Origin of the sequence: Plesiomonas sp. ZOR0011 (genome assembly GCF_000800945.1) — a bacterium.
Lineage (GTDB): Bacteria > Pseudomonadota > Gammaproteobacteria > Enterobacterales > CAMTGL01 > Plesiomonas > Plesiomonas shigelloides.
This window is the reverse complement of the sequence record NZ_JRKB01000012.1, coordinates 51914-76675: the sequence shown is the minus strand read 5'-3', so window position 1 is coordinate 76675 and position 24762 is coordinate 51914. Positions and strand designations below refer to the sequence as shown.

Annotated in this window: 23 protein-coding genes; 10 read left to right on the top strand and 13 right to left on the bottom strand. The window is 54.9% G+C overall.

Translation table 11 applies throughout. The features are described from left to right. The first annotated feature begins 9 nt into the window (after positions 1–9). The 5 genes from surA (at position 10) to apaH (ending at position 4468) form a co-directional block, all read left to right on the top strand. Positions 10–1311, top strand: coding sequence for a peptidylprolyl isomerase SurA (surA, locus tag L975_RS01205; RefSeq protein ID WP_039045763.1), 1302 nt, complete (start codon positions 10–12; stop codon positions 1309–1311). A 71-nt stretch (positions 1312–1382) separates the two neighbouring features. Then, positions 1383–2378 (top strand): 4-hydroxythreonine-4-phosphate dehydrogenase PdxA, encoded by a 996-nt coding sequence (gene pdxA, locus L975_RS01200; RefSeq protein WP_047706729.1) that lies wholly within the window; start codon positions 1383–1385, stop codon positions 2376–2378. Beyond that, the gene (gene rsmA, locus L975_RS01195; RefSeq protein WP_010864711.1) at positions 2375–3211 is read left to right on the top strand and encodes a 16S rRNA (adenine(1518)-N(6)/adenine(1519)-N(6))-dimethyltransferase RsmA; all 837 of its coding nucleotides are present in this window, start codon (positions 2375–2377) and stop codon (positions 3209–3211) included. The genes pdxA and rsmA overlap by 4 nt, the downstream gene beginning before the upstream one ends. 27 nt (positions 3212–3238) lie before the next feature. Then, entirely contained in the window at positions 3239–3631 is a 393-nt protein-coding gene (gene apaG, locus L975_RS01190) for a Co2+/Mg2+ efflux protein ApaG (protein ID WP_047706728.1), read from the top strand. A 6-nt stretch (positions 3632–3637) separates the two neighbouring features. Continuing rightward, on the top strand, positions 3638–4468 hold the full coding sequence (gene apaH / locus L975_RS01185; protein ID WP_047706726.1) for a bis(5'-nucleosyl)-tetraphosphatase (symmetrical) ApaH: 831 nt from the start codon (positions 3638–3640) through the stop codon (positions 4466–4468). Positions 4469–4614: 146 nt separating this feature from the next. Here the strand turns inward: apaH and folA are convergent, their stop codons facing one another. The 7 genes from folA to rplU form a co-directional block, all read right to left on the bottom strand. Continuing rightward, on the bottom strand, positions 4615–5106 hold the full coding sequence (gene folA, locus L975_RS01180) for a type 3 dihydrofolate reductase (RefSeq protein WP_047706724.1): 492 nt from the start codon (positions 5104–5106) through the stop codon (positions 4615–4617). Between the two features lie 76 nt (positions 5107–5182). Continuing rightward, positions 5183–5647 carry a threonine/serine exporter family protein gene (locus L975_RS01175; protein ID WP_036770028.1) on the bottom strand — a complete coding sequence of 155 codons (465 nt, stop codon included), beginning with the start codon at positions 5645–5647 and terminating at the stop codon, positions 5183–5185. Continuing rightward, a complete protein-coding gene (locus tag L975_RS01170) occupies positions 5644–6426 on the bottom strand; it encodes a threonine/serine exporter ThrE family protein (RefSeq protein ID WP_010864716.1) in 783 nt (260 codons plus the stop codon). Before L975_RS01170 ends, L975_RS01175 begins: the two co-directional genes overlap by 4 nt. 165 nt (positions 6427–6591) lie before the next feature. Further along, positions 6592–7773 (bottom strand): Obg family GTPase CgtA, encoded by a 1182-nt coding sequence (cgtA, locus tag L975_RS01165; protein WP_047706722.1) that lies wholly within the window; start codon positions 7771–7773, stop codon positions 6592–6594. A gap of 29 nt (positions 7774–7802) precedes the next feature. Beyond that, positions 7803–8756, bottom strand: coding sequence for a DMT family transporter (locus L975_RS01160; RefSeq protein WP_039045759.1), 954 nt, complete (start codon positions 8754–8756; stop codon positions 7803–7805). A gap of 77 nt (positions 8757–8833) precedes the next feature. Further along, entirely contained in the window at positions 8834–9091 is a 258-nt protein-coding gene (gene rpmA / locus L975_RS01155; RefSeq protein ID WP_010864719.1) for a 50S ribosomal protein L27, read from the bottom strand. Positions 9092–9109: 18 nt separating this feature from the next. Then, positions 9110–9421 (bottom strand): 50S ribosomal protein L21, encoded by a 312-nt coding sequence (gene rplU, locus L975_RS01150; RefSeq protein WP_010864720.1) that lies wholly within the window; start codon positions 9419–9421, stop codon positions 9110–9112. A gap of 261 nt (positions 9422–9682) precedes the next feature. Here rplU and ispB point away from each other — a divergent pair, with 261 nt between their 5' ends. After that, entirely contained in the window at positions 9683–10651 is a 969-nt protein-coding gene (gene ispB / locus L975_RS01145; RefSeq protein WP_010864721.1) for an octaprenyl diphosphate synthase, read from the top strand. Between the two features lie 230 nt (positions 10652–10881). Here the strand turns inward: ispB and mdh are convergent, their stop codons facing one another. Both mdh and L975_RS01135 read right to left on the bottom strand, forming a co-directional pair. After that, positions 10882–11823: a malate dehydrogenase gene (gene mdh / locus L975_RS01140; RefSeq protein WP_047706720.1), complete on the bottom strand. Its 942-nt coding sequence runs from the start codon at positions 11821–11823 to the stop codon at positions 10882–10884. 130 nt (positions 11824–11953) lie between these two features. Then, positions 11954–12721, bottom strand: coding sequence for a transporter substrate-binding domain-containing protein (locus L975_RS01135; protein WP_047706719.1), 768 nt, complete (start codon positions 12719–12721; stop codon positions 11954–11956). Between the two features lie 98 nt (positions 12722–12819). Here L975_RS01135 and argR point away from each other — a divergent pair, with 98 nt between their 5' ends. Together argR and L975_RS01125 are read left to right on the top strand one after the other, a co-directional pair. Beyond that, positions 12820–13293: a transcriptional regulator ArgR gene (argR, locus tag L975_RS01130; protein ID WP_010864724.1), complete on the top strand. Its 474-nt coding sequence runs from the start codon at positions 12820–12822 to the stop codon at positions 13291–13293. 123 nt (positions 13294–13416) lie between these two features. Further along, positions 13417–13863, top strand: coding sequence for a universal stress protein (locus tag L975_RS01125; protein ID WP_010864725.1), 447 nt, complete (start codon positions 13417–13419; stop codon positions 13861–13863). A gap of 117 nt (positions 13864–13980) precedes the next feature. Here the strand turns inward: L975_RS01125 and L975_RS01120 are convergent, their stop codons facing one another. Both L975_RS01120 and mpl read right to left on the bottom strand, forming a co-directional pair. Further along, entirely contained in the window at positions 13981–15438 is a 1458-nt protein-coding gene (locus L975_RS01120; protein ID WP_010864726.1) for a TrkH family potassium uptake protein, read from the bottom strand. 252 nt (positions 15439–15690) lie between these two features. Beyond that, entirely contained in the window at positions 15691–17055 is a 1365-nt protein-coding gene (gene mpl / locus L975_RS01115) for a UDP-N-acetylmuramate:L-alanyl-gamma-D-glutamyl-meso-diaminopimelate ligase (protein ID WP_010864727.1), read from the bottom strand. Positions 17056–17235: 180 nt separating this feature from the next. On the opposite strand from mpl, the gene fbp reads away from it, so the two are divergent. Together fbp and ppa are read left to right on the top strand one after the other, a co-directional pair. Next, on the top strand, positions 17236–18252 hold the full coding sequence (gene fbp, locus L975_RS01110) for a class 1 fructose-bisphosphatase (RefSeq protein ID WP_010864728.1): 1017 nt from the start codon (positions 17236–17238) through the stop codon (positions 18250–18252). Positions 18253–18415: 163 nt separating this feature from the next. Continuing rightward, a complete protein-coding gene (gene ppa / locus L975_RS01105; RefSeq protein ID WP_010864729.1) occupies positions 18416–18943 on the top strand; it encodes an inorganic diphosphatase in 528 nt (175 codons plus the stop codon). Between the two features lie 108 nt (positions 18944–19051). On the opposite strand, the gene L975_RS01100 is transcribed toward ppa, so the two are convergent. After that, positions 19052–22963, bottom strand: coding sequence for a translocation/assembly module TamB domain-containing protein (locus L975_RS01100; protein WP_047706718.1), 3912 nt, complete (start codon positions 22961–22963; stop codon positions 19052–19054). Then, entirely contained in the window at positions 22960–24630 is a 1671-nt protein-coding gene (locus L975_RS01095) for an autotransporter assembly complex family protein (RefSeq protein ID WP_010864731.1), read from the bottom strand. The genes L975_RS01100 and L975_RS01095 overlap by 4 nt, the downstream gene beginning before the upstream one ends. Positions 24631–24762: the final 132 nt, after the last annotated feature.

The following is a 24762-nucleotide window of genomic DNA, read 5'->3' as shown; positions in this document are numbered from 1 at the left end:
GATAGGCGAATGAAGAACTGGAAAACATGGCTTTCTCTGCTGGCAATCGTCAGTACCAATGCGGTTGCGGCTCCGCAGTCACTGGATCAAGTCGCCGCCATCGTCAATAACGGGGTGGTACTGCAAAGCGAAGTGAATAATTTGGTGCATTCAGTCAAGCTGAATGCCCAGCAAGCCGGTCAACAATTACCGGATGCCGAGGCTCTGCGCCATCAAGCACTGGATAAACTGATCCTGGATCAAATCCAGCTGCAACTGGCCACGAAAATGGGCATTACCGTCAGCGATGCCGATCTGGACAACGCGATCGCTGGCATTGCCGCGCAAAACAAGATGAGCCCAGCACAGCTGCAGCAAGCTTTGAAAGCGCAAGGCATCAACTATGCCGACTACCGCGAACAGATCCGTAAAGAGATGCTGGCAACCGAAGCGCGTAACTCACAGGTACGTAGCCGCATCAACATCCTGCCACAGGAAGTGGATAATCTGGCCAAGCAGATCAGCTCCCAAGCGCAAAAAGGCGAAGAGATTAATCTCAGCCATATTCAAATTGCGCTGCCAGAAAACCCAACCCAAGATGAAGTGGATGCCGCACGCCAGCGCGCCGAGCAGCTGGTCAAAGAGCTCAAGCAAGGCGCGGATTTCTCCAAACTGGCGATCGCTAACTCTTCCGGCCCACGGGCACTGGAAGGCGGTAATTTAGGTTGGGTGCGTCCACAAGCCATCCCGAGTATCTTTGCCGAGAAAGTGGCCGGCGCGCAGCGTGGTCAGGTGATAGGTCCGTTCCGCACCGGTGTGGGTTTTCACATCCTGAAGGTCAACGAGCTGCGCGGTAGCGAACAAAGTGTTAAAGCCACCGAAGTGCATGCGCGCCACATCCTGCTGAAAACGTCGGTAATGCAAGATGACGCGCAAGCGCGAGCTAAACTGCTGCAACTGCGTAACGATATTCTGAACAAGAAGATCGATTTTGCCGCCGCCGCGCGTGAATACTCACAAGACCCGGGCTCTGCGGCGCAAGGCGGCGATCTGGGTTGGACTACGCCGGACGTGTTCGTACCGCAGTTCCGTAACGAGCTGGACAGCCTGAAACCGGGCCAAATCAGCCAACCGTTCCAAAGTCCATTTGGCTGGCACATCGTGCAATTGCTGGATACCAAGCAGGTGGATCGCACCGATGCGGCGCTCAAAGATCGCGCTTACCGCATGTTGTTTAACATGAAGTTTGCCGAAGAGATGCCGGTGTGGCTGCAAGAGCAGCGCGCTGCTGCCTACGTTAAAATCGTCGACCCACAAGACGACGCCCATTAATCGTTGCCGTCACGGGCACCTTCGGGTGCCCGTGCTGTTTTTAGCGCCATATAGCACTAAGGTAGGATGTCATGACGCTGCCTGTATCACGTCTGGTTATCACACCCGGAGAGCCGGCCGGTGTCGGTCCGGATCTCATCATCAAATTAGCGCAGCAGGCATGGCCGGCGGAGCTGGTGGTCTGCGCCGATCCGGCGCTGCTGCAAGCGCGCGCCGCGACGCTGCAACTACCGCTGACCTTGTTGCCGTATCAACCGGAGCGCGCGCCACAAGCGCAAGCCGCTGGTACCCTGACTTTGTTACCGGTCAGCTTGTCCACGCCCGCCATTCCCGGTCAGCTCGATAGCGCCAACGCCCACTACGTGTTAGCGACACTGGCGCGCGCCGCTGACGGTTGTCAGCAGGGGGAGTTTGCCGCTATTATCACCGGTCCGGTACACAAGGGGATCATCAACGATGCTGGGATCCCATTCAGTGGCCATACCGAATTTTTTGCCGACCGCGCCGGCTGCCACAAAGTGGTGATGATGCTGGCGACCGAGCAAATGCGGGTCGCGCTGGCGACAACTCACCTGCCACTGCGTGAAGTGGCTGACGCCATTACCGCAGAGAGTCTGCGTGAAGTGATCACCATTTTGCATCACGATCTGCAGCAAAAATTTGCCCGTCCACAACCGCGTATTTACGTCTGTGGGCTAAACCCACATGCCGGTGAAAGCGGACATATGGGGCATGAGGAAATCGAGGTGATCGAACCTTTGCTCGCCCAATTGCGCAGTGAAGGGATGGATCTTATCGGCCCACTACCGGCCGATACCCTGTTTCAAGACAAATACCTGCGCGACGCCGATGCTGTACTGGCCATGTACCACGATCAGGGCCTGCCGGTGCTCAAATACCAAGGCTTTGGCCGCGCAGTCAATATTACGCTAGGGTTACCGTATATCCGCACGTCGGTGGATCACGGAACGGCACTGGATCTTGCCGCTACCCCATTTGCCGACGAGGGCAGCTTCCGGACTGCGCTAACCCTCGCCATTACTATGACGGATTCACAAACACAATGAATGACAGTGTTCACCTCGGGCACCGCGCCCGTAAACGCTTTGGTCAAAACTTCCTGAACGATGTGTTCGTTATCGACAGCATCGTCAGCGCGATTAACCCGCGTAAAGGCGAAGCGATGCTGGAAATCGGCCCAGGTCTGGCGGCGCTGACCGAGCCCGTCGCTCGCGATCTAGACCACATGACCGTAATCGAAATCGACCGCGATCTGGCCGAGCGTCTGCGTCATCACCCTCAGCTGAAAGACAAGCTGACCGTGCGTGAACAAGATGCTATGAGCGCCGATTTCTCGGCGATCTCCGCAGAGTTAGGACAAAAGCTGCGCGTGTTCGGTAACCTGCCGTACAACATCTCCACCCCGCTGATGTTCCACCTGTTCGACTACACTGACAGCATCAGTGACATGCACTTCATGCTGCAAAAAGAAGTGGTCAACCGTCTGGCCGCTGGCCCAGGCAGCAAAGCCTATGGCCGTCTGAGCGTAATGGCGCAATACTATTGTCAGGTGATCCCAGTACTGGAAGTGCCACCACACGCCTTTAAGCCTGCGCCAAAGGTTGACTCCGCCGTAGTACGTTTGGTGCCGCACGCGCAAAAGCCATTCCCAGTGAAAAACCTGCGCTGGCTGAGCCGTGTCACCACTGATGCGTTTAACCAGCGTCGTAAAACGCTGCGCAATGGCTTAAGTCACCTGTTTAGCGTTGAACAACTCGAAGCGCTGGGAATCGACCCGACTCTGCGCGCCGAGAACATCACGGTGGAGCAGTTCTGCCGGTTAGCCAACTGGCTGTCCGACAATCCGCCACAACCGGAGCAAAACCGCAACGCCGAGTAACCCTTGGCCTTGCACAAGGAGTCAGGTATGCAGGAGCCCACCGAACAGGCCCGTGTCGCAGTCAGTGTTGAAGTTCAACCTGCGTATGTGGAAGCCCAGTCCGCGCCCGAGTTGGCGCGTTTTGTGTTCACCTACACCGTCACCCTGCATAACCAAAGTGCGCTGACGCTGCAATTGCGCCGTCGTTATTGGTTGCTGACCGATGCTAACGGTCAGCAAACCGACATCGAAGGCGAAGGTGTGGTCGGCGAACAACCAGTACTGGCTCCGGGCTCTTGCTACCGCTACACCAGCGGCACTGTCTTGCCCACTCCGGTCGGCACCTTACAAGGCCACTACCTGATGAGTACCCCTGACGGGCAGACCTATCAGGTGCCGATTCCGGTGTTTCGACTGGCCATCCCTCATCTCATACAGTAAAGCGTTATGGCGACTTATGTTGTTGGCGACCTGCAAGGTTGCTTTGATGAACTGCAAGCCCTGCTTGAGCAGGTGCATTTTGATCCAGCCTGCGATCAACTGTGGCTGACCGGCGATCTGGTGGCGCGCGGCCCGCGTTCATTGGACTGTCTGCGTCTGGTGCGTGATTTAGGGCCTGCCGCGCGTACCGTGCTTGGTAACCATGATTTGCACTTACTGGCCATTGATGCGGGGATCGCCAGCGCCAAGGCGCGCGATTACTTGCAACCGGTACTCGATGCCCCCGATCGCAGCGAATTGATGCACTGGCTACGGCATCAGCCACTGCTGCTTACCCACCCCGAGTTTAGTTTTGTGATGGCTCATGCCGGGATTTCGCCACAGTGGGATCTGGCGACCGCGCAGCAGTGCGCCGCCGAAGTCGAGCATGCGCTGCAGCAAGACGACTACCCGACACTGCTACGCGCCATGTATGGCGATCAGCCCGATCGCTGGTCGGAATCCCTTCGCGGGATGGAGCGCCTGCGCTACAGCATCAACGCCCTGACCCGGATGCGCTATTGTCACCCTGATGGCCGGCTCGATATGCACTGTAAGTTGGCCCCAATGGAAGCGCCGGGCGAGTTACAACCTTGGTATCGCCTGCCGAATTCTTTGTTGGCTCGCCACCGCGTGGTGTTTGGCCATTGGGCGGCCTTGATTGGTGTCACCGAGCAACCGGCAGTGTATGCGCTGGATACCGGCTGTGTGTGGGGAAATTACCTGACCTTACTGCGCTGGGATGACCAACGTTACTTTACCCAGCCGGCGCTACGCGCCTACGGCAGTGGTCTGTAAACGGGTTTCTTAAGTTTATCGACTCACCCGCTACCACTTTGGGTGAGTCGAACTCACGCGTGAGCACTAAGCCTAAAACGTACGCTAAACGCTATGGCGAAGTTCTATGACCAAGAGCTATAACTAAGCACTTAGCCAACCAAGCGCTATGTCGGCTGACGCTCCCAGATAGTAAACGCGCAGCGATACGCATTAGCGCTATCGGCAGGGCGCTCCTCGCGAAACGTTTCGTGCCACTCTCCCGTCGCTTGCCAGTCAGGGAAGCGGGTATCGCCGTTCACCTTGGCATCTATCAGGGTGAGATACAGATGAGTAGCCAGTGGCAGAGCCAGCTGGTACACATGACCGCCGCCGATAATCATCACTTCCTCAACGCCGGCCACCAACGCCAGAGCCTGCTCCAGTGAGCTACACCACTCAACCCGTGGGTCATCCCCGCACTGGCGCGACAGCACGATATTGCGCCGTCCCGGCAGTGGTCGGCCAATCGAGGCAAAGGTATGACGGCCCATGATCACCGGTTTACCCAAGGTCTGCGCCTTAAACCAAGCAAAGTCAGCCGGCAGATGCCACGGCATCTGGTTATCCTGTCCGATGATCCGATCGTCGGCCATCGCCGCAATTAAACTGATTTTCATGGCTGTCTCCTGCCTCTGCGCCGCTATCAGCAACTGTTATCTGCACAGCTAGCGGTAATGCTGCTTAAAACCGGCACTATACCACTGGACGACGGCGGTAGAATAACAATCCCGGAACCGCCAAGCCGAGGGCCAACGCACCGACAATAAAGAATGTCTGCAGGAAGTGGGTCACCATTTGCGACATCAGCTCATGGGTATAGCCGCGGTGATTGATCTCCACCAGCGCCAGCATCGCCTTGTAGGCTTTGACTCCCGGCACCATCGGGATCACGGCCGCCACCGTAAACACTTTTGGGTGCGCCATATAGCGATGTGACCAATGCACCCCGATCATGCCAATCGTAGTCGACGCCAGCAGCGTGCTCCATTCGATAGGCCAGCCATAATGCAGCAGCAAAAAGCGCAGCCCATGCCCCAACGCGCCGAGCATCGCGCAGTAACGCAGCGCCCGTACTGGCACGTTAAACAGCAACGCAAATCCCACCGCCGGAATGGCGGCAAAAAACATATCCTGCAGTAACGCCGGTAATAAGGTCATGACCACCCCCGCACATCCCATAGCGCCATCGCCAGCACAATTCCCGCGCAGGTAGCAAAGGTCAGCAACGTCGCCATGGTCCAACGCGCCAGCCCCATGTTGACGTGCCCTTTCACCATATCGGACAGCGCATTAATCAGCGGAAAACCGGGCACCAGCAACAGCACACTGGACGCCATCGGCAATGACGGCAAATTGCCAATTTGATACGAGATCCCGAGTGAAGCAATTGAGCTGGCCACAAAGGCGGTGACACAAAAATTGACCAGCGGATTAAAGTGGCGATGCGCCAGCTCTTGGCGCACCAACATGGCAATGGCACTGGCCACAAACGTCAGGGCAAACACCGCCGCATCACCACCGGATAAATGCGAGAAGCTAGCGCACGATAACCCCACCATCAGCACCACTAAGCCACGTGGATAACGGAGCGGTTTGATCTTATCCAATCGTTTGCGTACATCGCCAATTGACAGCAAACCGCGTTCAGCCATGATCATGGTGTGCTGCACCGCAGTAACCACCTGCATGTTGATCCCGCGATCCACGTTGCGCCGCGTGGTGGTGATACAGCGTTGTCGGCTCAAGGTCGACAGCACAATAGCATTAGCCGAAATCGAAATTTCCACACTGTCAGCCCCGAGCGCCAATCCTAAGCGCTCCGACACTTGCTCGACCAGCGTACTCTCCGCGCCGTGCTGCAACAGCATCAGGGCGCTTTGAATGCATAAACGGGTCACTTCCCGCTGCGCCGGCTCGTTCAGATCTCCTTGTTGCATCTGCTTTCTCGCTTCACCACACATAATGTGACATTAAAACCGTTTTCATGACAAAAAAGGCTGATTTTACGCAAGAAAAAAGCCGCTTTCTGCGAACAGAAGCGGCTTCTTTACTATGCCGATACGATGGCGATGCATAAGTAAGGCAATACTTACCTCAAACGATTACGGCTTGTAGATGATCTCTACGTCGTACTCGTCTTCATCCCAGTCATCATCGTCGAGATCGTCATCATCATCTGAACCTTCCCAGACTTCGTCCAGTTGCTCACGGTGATAATCATCCCACTTGAACTTCACATCTTCGGTGCCCGCTGGCGCTTGCTGCTCGCTTTCCTTTGGCAGGCTTTCGATCAGCTGCATGATGTCCCAGCACAGTGGCGTCACGTTCTTACCGATGGCCGCAGAGATGGTGTAGTAATCGCCTTCCCACTCCAGATCGGCAACGATCTTCGCGATCCGCTCGTTGGCTTCTTCTTCGCTCATCAGATCGACTTTGTTAAACACCAGCCAACGCGGTTTCGCAGCCAGCATTTCACTGTACTGCTCCAGCTCCGACACGATGATCCGCGCGTTCTCTGCCGGATCAGAGCCATCGACTGGATTAATATCGATGATGTGCAGCAGCACACGACAACGCTCCAAGTGCTTGAGGAAACGGATCCCCAAACCGGCACCGTCTGCCGCACCTTCAATCAGGCCTGGAATATCGGCCACCACGAAGCTGCGCTCGCTGTCCATCCGCACCACACCGAGGCTTGGCACCAAGGTGGTAAACGGATAGTCCGCTACTTTTGGACGCGCTGCGGATACCGCACGGATAAAGGTCGATTTACCGGCGTTCGGCATCCCCAACATCCCCACGTCAGCCAGCAGCATCAGCTCTAAACGCAGTTCACGTTTTTCACCCGGTGTACCCGGCGTTTTTTGATACGGGGTACGGTTCACCGAGGATTTAAAACGGGTGTTACCCAAGCCATGGAAACCGCCCTTGGCCACCAGCATCTTTTGGCCGTGCTGGGTCAAGTCACCTAAGGTTTCTCCGGTCTCTTCATCCACCGCGCGCGTACCCACTGGTACCTTCAGGGTGATATCCTGACCACGCTTACCGGTACAGTTACTGCCACGGCCATTCTCGCCGCGCTCAGCACGGAAACTGCGCTCAAAACGGTAATCAATCAGGGTATTGAGGTTCTCGTCCGCCAGCAGATATACGTCACCGCCGTCACCGCCGTCACCGCCGTCCGGGCCACCTTTTGGAATATATTTTTCACGGCGGAAACTGGCACAGCCATTACCGCCGTCACCAGCTTCGACGCGGATCACCGCTTCATCGACAAACTTCATGAACGTCTCCGAGCAAAATGCCCACCGGCTCAGTCACTTTCCGTGGCCACGGGCTTCACAGCGCGCGGTGGCAACAAACGATGGCCGATGGCAGAAAACATGGCGCCGGCAACCACCACCAACGCACCAATATAGCCAAGCAGGTTAAGCGGCGCCGCAGTGAACAGGGCCGGATAACTCACGCTTAACAGATCTAAAAACAGTATGGTAAACAGTGGCGCCAACGTCACGATAGCACTCACTTTTGCCGCTTCCCAGCGCGCCATGGCCTCGGCAAACGCGCCATAGCCCACCAGCGTATTCAGGCAGCAAAACAGCAGCATGCCCCATTGGCGCATATCCATCGCCGCCGCTTGTTGCGGCTGCGCCATCGGCGTAAATAACAAGGCCGATAAGGTGTAGAGCACCAGCAAAATCTGCGGGGAAGATAACCGACGCAGTAACAGCTTTTGCGCTACGCCATAGGCTACCCAGACCACCGCCGCAGCCACCGCCAGCAACACCCCAAGGGTATAGCTGCTTAAGCTGGTAAACAGCTCATACAGGCGCTCATTGAAAAACAGCAGCATGCCGCCCAGTAACAGTAACAGTCCAATGCCCTGATGGCGTTGCAGTGGCTCTTTTAAAATCCACACACTGGCCAGCAACAGCAACACCGGTGCCAGCTGGATCACCACCTGCACCACGGCCGGACTTAAATATTGTAGGGCAGAATTAAATAACAGGAAGTTACCCGCTAAACCCAGCGTAGCAACAAGAAGCAGGGCGCGATAATTACGCCAGAGTAGCACCGGAGAAGGCAATCCCCGCCGCCATGCCAGCCACAGACCCAGCCCCAGCGTTGCGCTGACAAACCGGAACCAGACAATGGTGTAAGGATCCAACACCTCTAGCGCCTGTTTCATCGCTATCGGCAATGCACCCCAGAATACTGCCGTCAGCAAAGCTAATAAACATCCTATTGTGGCCTGCTGTCGCAACATCCAACCTCCCGATGGCTGATATAAAAAAGCCCCGCAACTGCGCGGGGCTCTTCCTGTGAACCGGTAAAGGTCAGTAATTACTCAGCAACGATGCTTACGTATTTACGGTTGTTAGGACCTTTAACTTCGAATTTCACTTTACCGTCTGCAGTTGCAAACAGGGTGTGGTCTTTACCACAGCCAACGTTTACACCAGCGTGGAACTTGGTACCGCGCTGACGAACGATGATGTTACCTGCCAGAACAGATTCACCACCGAAACGCTTAACACCCAGACGTTTGCTTTCGGAATCGCGGCCGTTACGAGTGGAACCGCCAGCTTTTTTGTGTGCCATTTATCCGTTCTCCTAAACTTACGCGCTGATAGCAGTGATTTTGATTTCAGTGAACCACTGACGGTGGCCCTGCTGCTTACGGCTGTGCTTACGACGACGGAACTTAACGATCTTAACTTTATCGCCACGACCGTGAGTTACCACTTCAGCCTTAACCACACCGCCTGCAACGAAAGGTGCACCGATCTTGATATCTTCGCCGTTAGCGATCATCAGCACATCTTTGAACTCAACTGCTTCGCCAGTTGCTACGTCCAGCTTCTCCAGGCGAACGGTTTGGCCTTCGCTCACTCGGTGCTGCTTACCACCACTTTGGAAAACCGCGTACATATAAAACTCCGCTCTTTTCGGCACCGCAGGCTCCATTAAAATCAGCCAATCAGGGTGCGCAATAAAACTATTCAATAGGGCGCGAATTCTACGCAAAAAGCCGCTCGATGACAAGAGCTCTTCTGGCAATATCGGAGAAAAATTCTCCAACTTGCCCTTACGCGTTTCCGTCCCACGTTTTTGAGGTACAATCCATACCGACAGGGTTTTATTATGGACTGCGCTTCCCCCATGATACCAAAATTAGAAGACTGACGGACTATGACGCTTGAAGAGATTCGCGCCCTGAGCGATGCCGACATGGCAGAAGTGAATGCGGCGATTTTGCAACAACTCAATTCCGATGTGGCGCTGATCAATCAACTGGGCTACTACATCATCAGTGGCGGGGGAAAACGGATCCGGCCAATGATTGCGGTGCTAGCCGCACGGGCGCTCGATTATCAAGGTCATGGTCATATTACCGTGGCTGCGCTGATTGAATTTATCCACACCGCTACCTTGCTGCACGATGACGTGGTGGATGAGTCTGATCTGCGCCGTGGCAAAGCCACCGCCAATGCGGCGTTCGGTAATGCCGCCAGCGTATTGGTGGGGGATTTTATCTACACCCGCGCATTCCAGATGATGACCAGCCTCGATTCGATGCGCATTTTGCAGCTGATGGCTTCGGCCACCAACGTGATTGCCGAAGGGGAAGTGCAGCAGCTGATGAACTGCAATGACCCGGACATCAGCGAAGATAATTACATGCAGGTGATTTACAGCAAAACCGCCCGCCTGTTTGAAGCCGCCGCGCAGTCTTCGGCTATTTTAGCGGGTGCCAGCGAGCAGCAAGAGTTGGCGATGCAAGATTATGGTCGTTACCTCGGCACGGCTTTCCAGCTGATTGACGATCTGCTCGATTACAGCGCTGGAAACGAGCTAGGAAAGAATTTGGGCGACGATCTCAACGAAGGCAAGCCTACCCTGCCGCTGCTGCATGCGATGCACAATGGCACGCCTGAGCAAGCCGCGATGATCCGCAAAGCGATCGAAGAAGGGAACGGACGCGATCTGTTGGATCCGGTCTTAGCCGCCATGCAAGCCTGTGGATCGTTGGCCTACACCCAGCAGCGCGCCGAAGAAGAAGCCGACAAAGCGATCCAAGCCCTGTCTTGCATCCCGGACTCACCTTATCGCGAAGCATTAATTGGCTTGGCGCATCTGGCGGTGCACCGTAACCATTAATGGGATCTACGGATAACGGTAGCCCTGGTGGCATTCGCACACTGAGTGATGCCGCCATCAATACCGTCCCATAAATGCTGTCCTTGACTCGGCCAGCGCGCCGAGAAGCCAATAAAAAATTCCCACAAAAAAAGCCACGCTCTGCGTGGCTTTTTTATCGGTGGTCAAAATTTGCTACTTGCGCCAAACGAAGGCGTCAAACGCAAGCCGCAAGCCAAAGCGCGCTGCGCTTACTGGCCGTTAACGAATTTCTCACCCAGCACAATCTCTTCACGCAGGGTTGGCAGCATGCTTTCCAGCGCCTGCTGTTCAAACGCGCTCAGTTTGCCCACTGGCAGGTACTCTTCAATACCGTTGACGCCCAGCAGTACCGGTTGAGCGAAGAAACGGGCATATTGGCCATCACCTTCAACATAGGTGCATTCCACCACGTTCTTCTCGCCCTGCATTGCACGCAGCAAAGACAGGCCAAAACGCGCCGCCGCTTGCCCCATCGACAAAGTCGCGGAGCCGCCACCGGCTTTAGCTTCCACCACTTCGGTACCGGCGTTTTGGATCCGCTTAGTCAGCGCCGCGATCTCAGCGTCAGTAAAAGTGATCCCATCAAGTTGTGACAGCAGAGGCAGGATGCTCAGACCGGAGTGACCGCCAACCACGGAAACATTCAGTTCTTCTGGCTGCTTGCCTTTCAGCTCAGCTACAAAGGTATTGGAGCGGATCACATCCAGCGTTGAAATACCAAACAGCTTGCGTTTGTCGTACACGCCGGCTTTTTTCAGCACTTCTGCCGCAATGGCAACCGTGGTGTTCACCGGATTGGTGATGATCCCAATGCAGGCTTTCGGGCAAACGTGGGCAATTTTCTCCACCAAATTGCGCACGATCCCCGCATTCACATTAAACAGATCGGAGCGATCCATGCCTGGCTTACGCGCCACACCGGCAGAGATCAGCACGATATCTGCCCCTTCCAGCGCAGCAGAAGGATCTTCGCCGCTAAAGCCTTTGATCTTCACGGCAGTCGGAATATGACTCAAATCCACCGCCACACCCGGAGTCACTGGGGCGATGTCATATAAGGAGAGATCTGAACCAGCGGGAAGCTGGACTTTTAACAGTAAAGCCAGTGCCTGGCCGATGCCACCTGCAGCACCTAAAACCGCAACTTTCATCCTTTAATGCTCCTTTATAAAATCCTATTGTGTTGGGTATCAGACAAACAGACACTAATCCAACAACTCCAGAAACACAAATTAGTAACACACAGATTGAGAGTTCGCGCACCCTGCGGGCCATTGCCCATTAATGGTGCAGATATTTTTTCTGAAGGGCCTGCAAAGTCCCGTCGGCGCGCAGCGCATCGAGGGCATTATCCAGCGCTAACTTTAGACGATAGTTCTGTTTAGACAGCGCAATGCCAAGCCCTTGACCAAAATACTCCGGCGAGGTGTAAGGCTCGCCCAGCACTTGCCAACGCCCTTTCGGATGCTGACTAAGCCAGTTCAAGGCGACCGCCTGATCGGTAAACACCGCATCAATGTTGCCTGCTTGTAAGTCACCGAACGCCTCTTCATAGCTAGCATACGGCAGTGGCGTCACGTCAGCACCTAAACGGCCATCCACCACAAAGTTCATCAAGGTGGTGCCGGTCTGCACGCCGACTAAATTCTCTTTACTGATGGTGTCACCGGTAATGACATCTCGGTTAACCAGCAGCACTGCGGAGTTGGCCAGATAGGGCTGGGTAAAGCTCATCAGTTGCAGACGGCTATCATTAATATCTAGCGCCGCAATCGCAGCATCATAGGCACCGAGGCGCAAACCGGATAGAATAGTGTTGAATGGCTGCTCCACAAATTCACAGCGTCGCATCAAGCGATCGCACAACGCCTGTGCTAGGGCGATATCAAACCCGTCTAGCTGCCCCTGATTATTGTGGTATTCAAACGGGGGATAAGTCGGTTCGGTGGCAAAGCGCAAAGGCGCAGAAACCGTGACACTTTCCGCCTGCACCATAAAACAGGTGAGAAAACCGGCTATGAAACTAATTGAAACAAGAAAACGGCGCATTTTTCATCCTCAACCGGCTATCCGTGTTGTTTGTGTATTGAAAAAAAGTGAATTTTTATGCAATATGAGCGCTGTTTTTTTGCATTTGGGAGCCCATAATGCGTAGCTCAGACAAACAAGAGCAACTTATCCGCGCGTTCAAAGCCCTGCTGAAAGAAGAGAAATTCAGCTCACAAGGTGAGATAGTCCAAGCATTATCAGACTTAGGTTTTCGTAATATCAACCAGTCTAAAGTCTCACGGATGCTCACCAAATTCGGCGCCGTACGGACACGCAATGCCAAAATGGAGATGGTTTACTGTCTGCCGGTAGAACTTGGCGTCCCAACCACCTCCAGTCCGCTGAAAAATCTGGTGCTGGACATCGACTACAACAGCGCACTGATTGTGATCCACACCAGCCCAGGTGCTGCGCAGCTGATTGCGCGCATGCTGGACTCGCTCGGCAAAGCCGAGGGTATTTTAGGCACGATTGCCGGTGATGACACGATCTTTATCACACCAACTCGGGATACCCCGATTGAAGATCTGTTTGCTGCGGTGCTGGATCTGTTCGAACAGCACGCCGCCTGATCCCCGCGCGACGGGCCAATAGCTTGATCAAAGCCGCATTGCGGCTTTTTTTTCGTGCTGCATCCGCCGAGCGGTGCGCTTTTTTTGTATAGTAAACAAAAAACTGCGCACAAGGATTTCGCGATGTTCCAGCGTATTTTAGTCCCGATCGATCTGAATGAATGTGATGTGATTGACCGTACCATGCAGATGGCGGTCGAACAGGTTCGCCTGTCCGGTGGAGAGCTGCATCTGGTGCATGTCTTGCCGGTGATCCATGTCGCGATTGTCTCGAACTTTTTCCCGCCGGATGCCACCGCGCGCATGCGTGAAAGCAGTGAGCAACGCTTACAACAGCTGCAAGCGCAGTATGTGCCAAGCGATATCCGCTGCCATCGCCATGTGGCCGAAGGCAAAACCTACGAAGCGATTATTGATGTGGCCGTAGCGCAAGGTTGCGATCTGATCATGATGCCAAGCCAAGAGCGCTCGCAGTTAGACCGCGTGATGCTCGGCTCGGTGGCCGAAAAAGTGGTGGCCTACTCACCGGTGCACGTGCTGGTGATTAAGCCAGACAGCGATAGCGAGTAAACTCGCTACCTAAGACAAAGAAACCCACAAAAAGGCCGCCCGACGATGGTTATCATCGGGCGGCCTGATTTTAGCGCTTATCGCGTCATACCGAGCATGAGAGCGTTAAAGTGGCTCTTAATTACGCCAGTAGGCTGGCGACATCAGTACCAAGAACGGGAAGATTTCCAGTCGGCCAAACAACATGGCCAGCATCATCACGTACTTAGACGGCTCTTTCAGGCCACTGAAGTTCGAGCCCGAAGCGCCATAACCAATCCCCATGTTGTTGATACACCCGGCAGTAGAGCCAATCGCGGTATCCAGCGTCTCGCCAAAGGTGGTCAGCAAGAAGATAAAAATCATCGTCATCATCACGTACAAGAAGAAAAAGCCCAACACCGCCAGACCTTGTCGGTCATGGATCGGCTTACCGGACATCTTCAGTGATACCACCGAACGCGGATGAATCAGCAGCTTAACCTCTTTCACGCTCTGCGCGATCAGCACCAAAATCCGCAGCGCCTTAATACCCCCACAAGTTGACCCGACACAGCCACCAAAGAAGCTGGCGCCAATCAGCAAGAAGGTGACATCCACCGGCCAATCTGGGTATCCGGCAGTACCGAGGCCGTTATCGGTCATCACCGACATGGACTGGAAAAAGCCGTGATAAAACGCTGGCCATAATTCAAAGGTGCCCGAGCGATACAAGCCCCATACGGTATATGCAATCACGCAGGCACAGACCAGAATAAATAAACGAAACTCGGCATTGCGGCTGATGACTTTTAAATTACGGCGTTGGAAGGCAATAAAGTAGAGGGCAAAGTTGATACCGGCCAGAATAGAGAACACCCCAGCCACCAGCTCGACGCCGGCACTGTTAAAATAGGCCACGCTTTCCGTGTAGGTGGAAAATCCGCCCAGCGAAATGGTGGCAAACGCATGGCAAATGGCGTCAAACCACCCCATTCCCACCGCTTTAAAGCTGGCAATGCAGGCGAGCGTCAGTGCGCAGTACACCACCCACAAGCTTTTGGCGGTATCCACGATGCGCGGCGTCATCTTCTCATCTTTCATCGGCCCCGGCATTTCGGTTTGCGCCAACATGCCGCCGACCCCGATAAATGGCAGTACGGCGATGGCCAATACGATGATCCCCAAACCGCCGAAGAAATTGAGCTGCGCCCGATAATAGAGCAAGCTTTTCGGCGCATTGGTGACGTCACTGAGAATGGTCGCACCGGTGGTGGTGATCCCTGAAATACTCTCAAACAGCGCATCGGTAATGCTGATGTTGATACTTTTTAGCATCACCATCGGCAACATACTGAATAGCGAGAACACCACCCAGAAGATCAATACCACCAGGTATCCATCTTTGGTGCCGAGCTGCGATTTATTATTTTTGGTCAGGTAATAGGTGACCAAACTGAGCAATAAAGAGATCACGAAGGATTTAAAATAGGCGGCAGATTCGCCATCGCCTTCGTAAATAGCGACAAAGATGGGAATAATAAAAGTGACAGAATAAAGGGCTAACAGATAACTGTTAATCTTTAGAATTGCCTTGAATTTACCGGAGGTAATCATACCAGCGCCCTGAACTGAATGGGGTAAACACAGGCAATACGCTGACTTCCCGAACCATACAACATGGCGCAGTGATCCTTAACTGTGTTGACGTTTTATCTTATGAATGATCCTACCGCACAAAGTGCTAATCGCCAATAATGCCTGTCAGCGGCGCATCAACTGACAGGCATTACAGACTGTTTTATCGTAAGCGGTTCTGTCAGCCAACCCCAAACTCGAATCAGCCGACCGACGCTGCTGAGCAGCAAATTAATGCGCTAACTGCGCCAATGCGTGCAGCAGCTTGTCATGGATCCCGCCAAAGCTGCCATTACTCATCACCAGAATATGATCGCCTGGGCGCACCACGCGCATGATCTGCGTGACCAATGCATCCACATCCCCAGCCCAGTGAGCTGGCTGTACACAGGCTTCTGCCACTTCAGTCACCAGCCACGGGATATTGGTCGGCTGCAACAAGAACACTTCATCGGCGCGCACCAGTGATGGGGCTAAATCTTGCTTTTGCACCCCGAGCTTCATGGTGTTTGAGCGCGGCTCCAGCACCGCCAGAATGCGCGGCGTGCCGCCCACTTTGGCGCGCAGCGCCGACAAGGTGGCCTCAATGGCAGTCGGGTGATGCGCAAAGTCGTCATACACGGTCACACCATTGACCTCACCACGTACTTCGAGGCGACGTCGGGCGTTGATGAATTGGCTCAGCGCGGCACAGGCATGTGACGGCTCAACGCCAACATGGCGCGCAGCAGCCAAGGCCATCAGGCCGTTATGCATGTTGTGCTCGCCGACCAAGCCCCAATGCACTTCGCCGACATAGTTGCCATCCAGATGCACGCTGTATTGCGATGCATCGTGGCACAGTTTCTCAGCATGCCAATGGCCGTCATCGCCGACGGTTTCTTGCTCGCTCCAGCAGCCCATCTGCAGCACCGCTTTCAGATTATGATCGTGCTGCGGGGTGATGATCTTGCCGTTACCCGGCACGATGCGTACCAGATGGTGGAATTGTTTTTGGATCGCTTTGAGATCGTCAAAGATGTCCGCGTGATCAAATTCCAAGTTATTTAAGATCAAGGTGCGCGGGCTGTAGTGGACAAACTTGGAGCGCTTGTCGAAAAAGGCGCTGTCATACTCATCGGCTTCAATAACGAAGAATGGGCTGTTACCCAAACGCGCCGACACACCAAAGTTGCCCGGGACGCCGCCAATCAAAAAGCCAGGTTCGTAACCGCACGACTCCAAAATCCACGCCAGCATACCGGCGGTGGTGGTCTTGCCGTGGGTACCGGCCACCGCCAATACCCAACGCTCACCCAGCAGGTGATCGTGCAGCCACTGTGGACCGGAGGTGTACGGCAGGTTGTTATTCAGCACGTACTCCACACACGGATTGCCACGCGACATGGCATTGCCGATCACCACGCAATCTGGGCGTGGCTCGAGCTGCGCCGGATCGTAACCTTCGATAATCTCAATGCCCTGCTCTTGCAGCAACGTGCTCATCGGTGGATAAACATTGGCATCTGAACCGGTCACCCGGTGTCCCTGTGCCCGTGCCAGCAGCGCCAGCCCGCCCATAAACGTCCCGCAGATACCTAATATATGAATATGCATAACCCATCGGTCCTACAAAAATGCGAATACCGGCATTCTACTCTGACCGGCTGACGAGAGGAAATCCTCAACAAAACAGGACAATTGTCCCGATTGCCGCTAAAATTGTGAACAAGTACGCAAACGTTTGGTTTGCGACTGGTCCCAACCCTACATAACTAAAATATCAGGAAGATAACAATGAAAACACTTGGCGAATTTATCGTCGAGAAACAGCAGGACTTCCCACACGCGACTGGGGAGCTCACCTCGCTGCTGGCGGCCATCAAACTGGCGGCCAAAATCATCCACCGCGACATCAATAAAGCCGGCTTGGTCGATATTCTCGGTGCCAACGGCCTGAGCAACATTCAGGGCGAAAGCCAGATGAAGCTCGATCTGTACGCCAACGAAAAGCTCAAAGCGGCATTGCAAGCCCGTGGTGAAGTGGCCGGGATCGCCTCCGAAGAAGAGGATGACATCGTGGTATTCGACGGCGATCGCGGTCGTAACGCCAAGTATGTGGTGCTGATGGATCCGCTCGACGGCTCCTCCAACATCGATGTCAACGTGTCGGTCGGTACCATTTTCTCGATTTACCGCCGCATCACGCCGATTGGCACTCCGGTGACCCGCGAAGACTTCCTGCAGCCAGGTAATTGCCAAGTCGCGGCCGGCTATGTGGTTTACGGCTCATCCACCATGTTGGTGTACACCACCGGCTGTGGCGTGCATGGCTTTACCTACGATCCGAGCCTCGGGGTCTTTTGCCTATCCCACGAAAGTATCCGTATCCCGCACACCGGCACCATTTACTCGATCAACGAAGGTAACTACATCAAGTTCCCACTCGGGGTGAAAAAGTACATTAAGTACTGCCAAGACCACGATGCGCCGACTAAGCGCCCGTATACCTCGCGCTATATCGGTTCACTGGTTGCGGATTTCCACCGCAATATGCTCAAAGGCGGGATCTACATCTACCCAAGCACCGCTAACAGCCCGAAAGGGAAATTACGCCTGCTGTATGAGTGCAACCCAATGGCCTTTTTGGCGGAGCAAGCCGGTGGCCGCGCCAGTGATGGCGAGCGGCGGATTTTGGATATCGTGCCCTCTGAGCTGCACCAGCGCTGCCCGTTCTTCGTCGGCTCACACGCCATGATGGACGATGCCGAGCGCTTTATGCGCGATTTCCCCGATGCGCCGGCGCCACTCTAAATAAAATGCATAACCTGTTAGGACCGGTCACCGCCTAACTCGTGTCCCCGATGCATTCCCCCGCAACAGGCTGCGCACGCAGCCTGTTTTGCCTCTGTCTATTTTAACCGGCCTCGCTATAATATTTTCGCTAACGATAACATTTTACAGCAAGGAATTTGACATGAGCTTAAGCAACGTGCCTGCCGGTAAGAGCCTGCCGGATGACATCTATGTAATCATCGAAATCCCGGCCAATGCCGATCCGATCAAATACGAAGTGGATAAAGAGTCCGGCGCGCTGTTTGTCGACCGTTTTATGTCCACCCCGATGTTCTACCCATGCAACTACGGTTATGTGAACCATACCCTGTCGCTGGATGGCGATCCAGTGGATGTGCTGGTGCCAACCCCGTATCCATTGCAGCCAGGCTCCGTGATCCGCTGCCGCCCCGTTGGCGTGCTGAAGATGACTGACGAGTCAGGTGCCGATGCCAAAGTCGTGGCGGTGCCACACAGCAAGCTAACCAAGCAGTACGATCACATTCAGGATGTGAACGATCTGCCTGAATTACTGCGTGCGCAGATCACTCACTTCTTCGAGCGCTACAAAGAGCTGGAAGCCGGTAAATGGGTGAAAGTGGAAGGCTGGGAAGGCGTGGACGCAGCCAAAGCAGAAATCCAAGAATCTTTCGCGCGCGCGCAAAAATAAGTCTTTCGCACGTGAGCTAAAAACAAAAACACCGCCAGTAGGCGGTGTTTTTTTATATTGGTGTGGCCATCCGCTCGATGCGCAAGCGGATGGCGGCGACGGTGAATGTTAGAACTCAAACTGGTAGATCAAATCCACCGCCTGATTCAATCCCGACACGGCTTGCAGATACAGACTTGGCATCAGGCGATAACGCAAGGTCAGCTCTGCCAGTGAGTCAAAGATCCCAACCCCGTACTTAATCTGCAGACCCGGCATGATATAGCCACTGATCACCACTTGGGAGTTATCACCCACCCCTTGGGTATCCAGTGCCAGATCGCTGATCCCAAACGCCTGACCAATTTGCCCAACTAGCTGACTGCTCTGTGACAAGCCAATCCCAATCAAGGCAGAGGTCATCGCGCCGTTATCATTGGAGTTACCGTCATCCAATGGCTCGCCGCGCAGAATGTAAGACAGCGCTTCGGCCTGTGACATCGACGGCTCCGAGAAGATAGTCATCAGCGGGTTATCCGCCATGCCGGTAACGCGGATCCCGGCCACCACATCGTTTTGGATCGCCTCTGGGTTACGGATCGCTTCGATGTTCAGCATCGGCTGCGTTGGCGGGCCAACAAACAGCAACTGCCCTTTACGGATCACCAAATCCTGCCCGAAGGAGCGGAAGCGGCCATCGGCCAGATACACCTGCCCACGCACTGATGGTCCTTGGGCATTTTGCAGCACGTGCAAGCTGCCTTTGAGTTGCGCCTTGAGGCCAAAGGCATTCAGACGCACATCATCGCCCAGCCGTACCATCAAGTCGGTATTCACCGCCATCGCGGGATTGCTTTCGTTGATTGGCTGCAGCTGGTTATTCAGCAACACCAAATCTGACGAACTATCCACCGCACTTTCCGGCAGGCTATCGACTTCGATACGCGCCCACGGGATGCGCACCGAGCCAGTCAGCTCCATCGCTTTTGGCGTCGCTCGGAAGGTGAGATCGGGATTAACGTCCAGCCGCACCATCGGTGGCAATGCGATCCGCAGGCGATTGGCGTTCGCGTTCAGCATCGCGCTCCACTGCTCTGGACGCTGCCAATCTGCCTCACCGGTGAGGTTCAACACCCCTTCCGGCGTTTGCAGCGCACCGTTCAAGTTCGAGCGCGCACCAGCAAAGCGAATGGTCAGGTTACCGCCGGTAATATCCACCGGCAGCCACGCACCAGTCAGCTGTGGATTTTGCAGCGCCAACTGACCTTGCAGCAACGGTCTATCCAGCACCCCGCCCAATTGCAGCTGGGCACCGATCATCCCTTCCGCTTTTTCGGTTTTCTCTAGCATCGGCGACAACAACGCCAGCGACAGCTGATTAATGTTCACATTACCGCTCAGGCGACGACGTCCCGCCAAGTCACTGATGTTGATTTGGCTATTGAAGCTGCCGTTGTCTTTAAGTTGTATGTCATTGCTCAGTTGCAAACGGCCATTTTCCAGGCGCAGATTAAGCCCCAACTGACTGATATCAATCGGTAAACGGCGGCCCATCAACCACTGGATCACCCGCAGATTGCTGCTACTCAAGTTCGCTCGCACCGTTGGTAAGCCACCATTGGCCTGCCAACGGAACTCCGCTTGGCCCTGCACCACACCTTTAACGCGGGTCTCATCGCCGAGTAGCTCTTTGAACATCGCCAGATCCAAACGGCGCAACTGCACGCGCCCTTGGCCGCTCGCACCCGCGGTCATGGTCTGCGGGATGCACACTTCGGCATTCGGGTTAGTCAGACACAACGGACTGATGCTCACTTGCTGACGGCTATGGGTGTACGCCAGCGCCACCGGCGCTTGCAGTGTCCATGGCCCCAACGGGGTCTGCGCCTGAGTCTGACTCAAGGTACCGCGCCAGTTCATGCTATTGCGATCGAAGCTGCCGGTTAACCGCAAGCCGGCCGACACCGGTTCGCCTTGCAGGGTAAAGCGCAGCTGATGTTGCCGCTCGCTACCGCTGGCATCCAGCTGAGCGCGGCTAACGGTCATGTCGCCTTGCACCAGATTCTGCAAGTTGATGGCCACGGTGCCCTGAATTTGCGACTGGCTCTTCACATCAGCCTTAGCTTGCAAACGGCCAATGGTCAGGTCTTGCCAACGTAATCCATTGGCTTGCAGATCCAGATTCACCGCCGGTGTCATCAAGGCTCCGCGCAGCACCACGTTACCGTTAACCTGTCCACCGAGGCCCGGTAACAGGCCATCTAAGCGCGGCGCGTTAATCTGCGCATCCAGCTTCCACGTATCGCTGATCACACCTTTGGCCTGCAGACGGTTGCCGCCGACATTCATACGCAAATCAGAGATATTCCACCGGCCAGTGCTGCGGCCACTTAAGACGGCGTTGACGTCCAGCGGCTTATTCAGTGCCTGTCCGGTCAGATTTAAAATCGGTAAATCCACCGCCCATGCATCGCCTTGCAACTCCCCTTTGGTGCTTAAACGACCATTGATGCGTGCAGGCCACTCCGGCCACTGCTGCGCAGTGTTGATGCCGGATAAATTCACATCGGCACGCCATTTGAGCAGCTTACGCCAAGCCAAGGAGCCTTTGAGCTGCGCCGAGCCTTGCAAGGTATCGAGGCGCAGCAGCGAGATAGCCACGTGCTCCAAATCGCCGGCCGCTTTAAGTGCCACTTTACCTTGTGGAATGTCTTTACCGCTGTAGCTGGCATTGAGGCTGGCGGTGTAATCACGCGCACTGCCAGAAAGCGCCAATGCCACCCCTTGCACCCGATAATCGGGCTCACCTTGCAGCGGCCACACCAGTTTAGGGCTACGTAAGGTCAGCTCTAGCGGCAAGCCGGCGGTCGCCAGCTCGGTCTGCGCATGCAAGTTAGCTTGCAGCGCGCCACTTAACTCCGCCTGCAACACCAACTTGTCATACAGCGCACCGCTCAAGGTCGCTTGCAGCTTTTGCGCTGGCCAGTCCGGCAATTTGACCGAGCTCGACAGCTTCAGCTCCAAGGGCCACTTTTGCTGTAACCGAGCATAACCGGTCAGTTGTACGTCCCCTTGCGGGGCGCTGACCTGCAATTGCTTGAGGGTAACTTTATTACCTTGGGTGCTGGCGCTGATCAGCAGATCATCGATGGTCTGCGGCGTGCCGGTATTAATCCGCAGATTTTTACCGTGGATCTGCGCAACCTCGATATCCAGCGGGATCACCACTGCCGGTAACTGCGCTAACAACGGAGAAGCAAACAGCTGTTGCAACATCGCCGCCGGATCGTCGCTCGGCATCGCTTTCGCATCGCTTAGCGATGCGGCAGCAGGCTTGGCGGCGGTGGTTTTCGCATCAGCACTCTTCGTGGTTACCGCTGTGGCTGCTGCGGTCGAATTAGTTGACTTGCTCGCTGTATCTGTAGGCACAGCGGTTTTCTCTGCAACCGAGCCCTCTTTTCCCTCTTGCGCGCTGCTCGCCGTATCGGCGGCTGGCGTGGCGAGGATCACCGCCAGATCGTTAAACTCGGTCGGTTGCAGGCTTAACGCCTCACCGCGCCACTGGGCACCACTGGTAAAATGGCCGAGAGAGATGCGAGTGCCATCCACCGTCACCTCAACATCATTGAGCTGCAGCAGACGCAATAACAACGGATACGGGGTGCTTAAGCGGGTCAGTGGCTCAGAAGGGGTCGGCTCACTGGCGGGCAACAAGGCGGTGTCCACCGCGACGCGCACTTTATCCACCGTCACCTGACGGATACACACTTCACTACGGCGCAAACAGCCTAATTGCAGTTGGAGCAGGGCATCATCCACCGCCACATCGACACCCGGCATCGTAAAGGACACCTGCTGCAGATGCAGACCACGGCCCCAATTACCGGAAAACTCGCCAATATGCAGGCCCGGCACCCAACGGTTGGCCCCATTAACCAACAAACGTAAGCCAGACTCGGTGCCCAGCAACCCCGCCAGCGCCGCAATCAGTACCAGCAGCGTGATCAGAAAGCCAATACTCAGCTTCTTTAACGGATTCATAACTCAGGCCCCAGTGCTATGTAAATTTCCACGCCAGAGCTACCTTTGGCTAACGGATGGGCAATATCAAAACGAACCGGACCGAGTGGTGAGGCCCAGCGCACCCCCATCCCGACCCCAGATTTCAAATCTTCTGGAATAAACTTGTTCGTGGCATAACCGGTGTCATAGAACATCGCGCCCCACCAGTTGCCGGTAAAGTTGTACTGGTATTCCAGCGAACCGGTCGCCATACGCGATGCACCAGTGAGCTTGCCTTCGCTATCGACCGGAGAGATGGATTTGTATTTATAACCACGAATACTGCGATCGCCACCGGCGAAGAAACGCAATGACGGCGGGACTTTGTCAAAATCGCTGCTCTCTAACCATCCGGCTTCCGCTCTTGCCACAAAACGGTGCTTAGAGGCATAGGTGCGGATCCACGTACTGCGCGCTTGCAACTGCAGCATATCGATATCGGACAACCACGCGGTGTTAGCATAGTTAATGCTGAACACTTCCGAGTCCCCCCAATACGGCATCAAACCACCGCGCGAGCGGGTGCGGGCAAACTGAACGCCTGGGTACAGCAAGAAGGTATCGTGCTCTTGCAGACCTTGTTCGAATCGGCTGTAACTGACGTTCATGGTCAAGTTACGCTGCCAGCCCGAAGAGACATTCCAAAACGCGCCAACCGAAGCCGATAACGACTGTTCATTGGTATCGTTATGGTTTTCGGCGTTATAGGCGGTGGTTAAGGTATAGAATTTTTGCAGCGGGCTCTCTTTGGTCGGAATACGGTAACCAAACTCCACTGATTGCTCTGGCTGGGAATAACGCACCAGCGTTTCCATGCTGTGTCCAAGAGCATTCACCCACGGTTTACGCCAGCGCATACTGGTTCGTACCCCGATATCGGTGGCAAAGCCCAGACCCAATTCCACGTTGTTCGGCGCTCTTGGCGTCACCGTCACAAACAGCGGCAACTCCATGTTCTCACCCACTTTGGCAAACTGTGGGTCAATCACAATGTTGCGATACCAGTTGGTTTCCGACAGATTCTGGTTAAATTGCGCCAAGGTCGCCGCCAGATACGGCTCGCCCACTTTGAATGGGATCAAGCCCTGCAGACGGTTTTCCCGGATTTGCGAGCCGGTAAAGGTCACCTCACCAAAGCGATAACGTCGGCCACTGTCAAATTGGATATTCCAAAAAGCCTCGTGCAGACCAGTAGCCACTTTTAGCTGGCTGACTTTTAAATCCGCCTTAAAGTAGCCGCGCTCTAACGCTAACGAACGCAAGCGGCTACGAAAGGCATCAAAATCGCCCTGATTTAAAATCGAACCAATTTTGGGTGTCGTCGTCAGCAGTTCGGTAAACGCCGGGTCTTGCCGCGCTTCCCCGATCAATTCGATATTGATGGCTTTAATTCTAACCGGCTCACCCGGATTGACGTGCGCCACCAGCAACGAGCGCAAAGGGGCGCTGCGTGGGATCAGCTCGAAGCGGATTTCGGGGTCAAAATAGCCCAGCGCTTTCAGGCCATCTTCAATTCCGGTGCGAACTCGCCGTTTAAAGCGCGCATTGGCCGCGACCTCATCATCTTTAATGGTGGACAAGTGCGCACGCACGTTACGCTGCAACTCTCCGCTCAGCCCCTCTATCTGCAGTTTCACGGCAGCCATCGCCGGCACCGAGATAAGAGACAAGAATAAGAAGGTCCATAATTTTTTGCGCACAAATACCCCAACGGTGATAACGTTGATTAAATAAAAGTCAGCCGATGCCTTGTCGACAGCGCCCTGCGCACTCCCGCG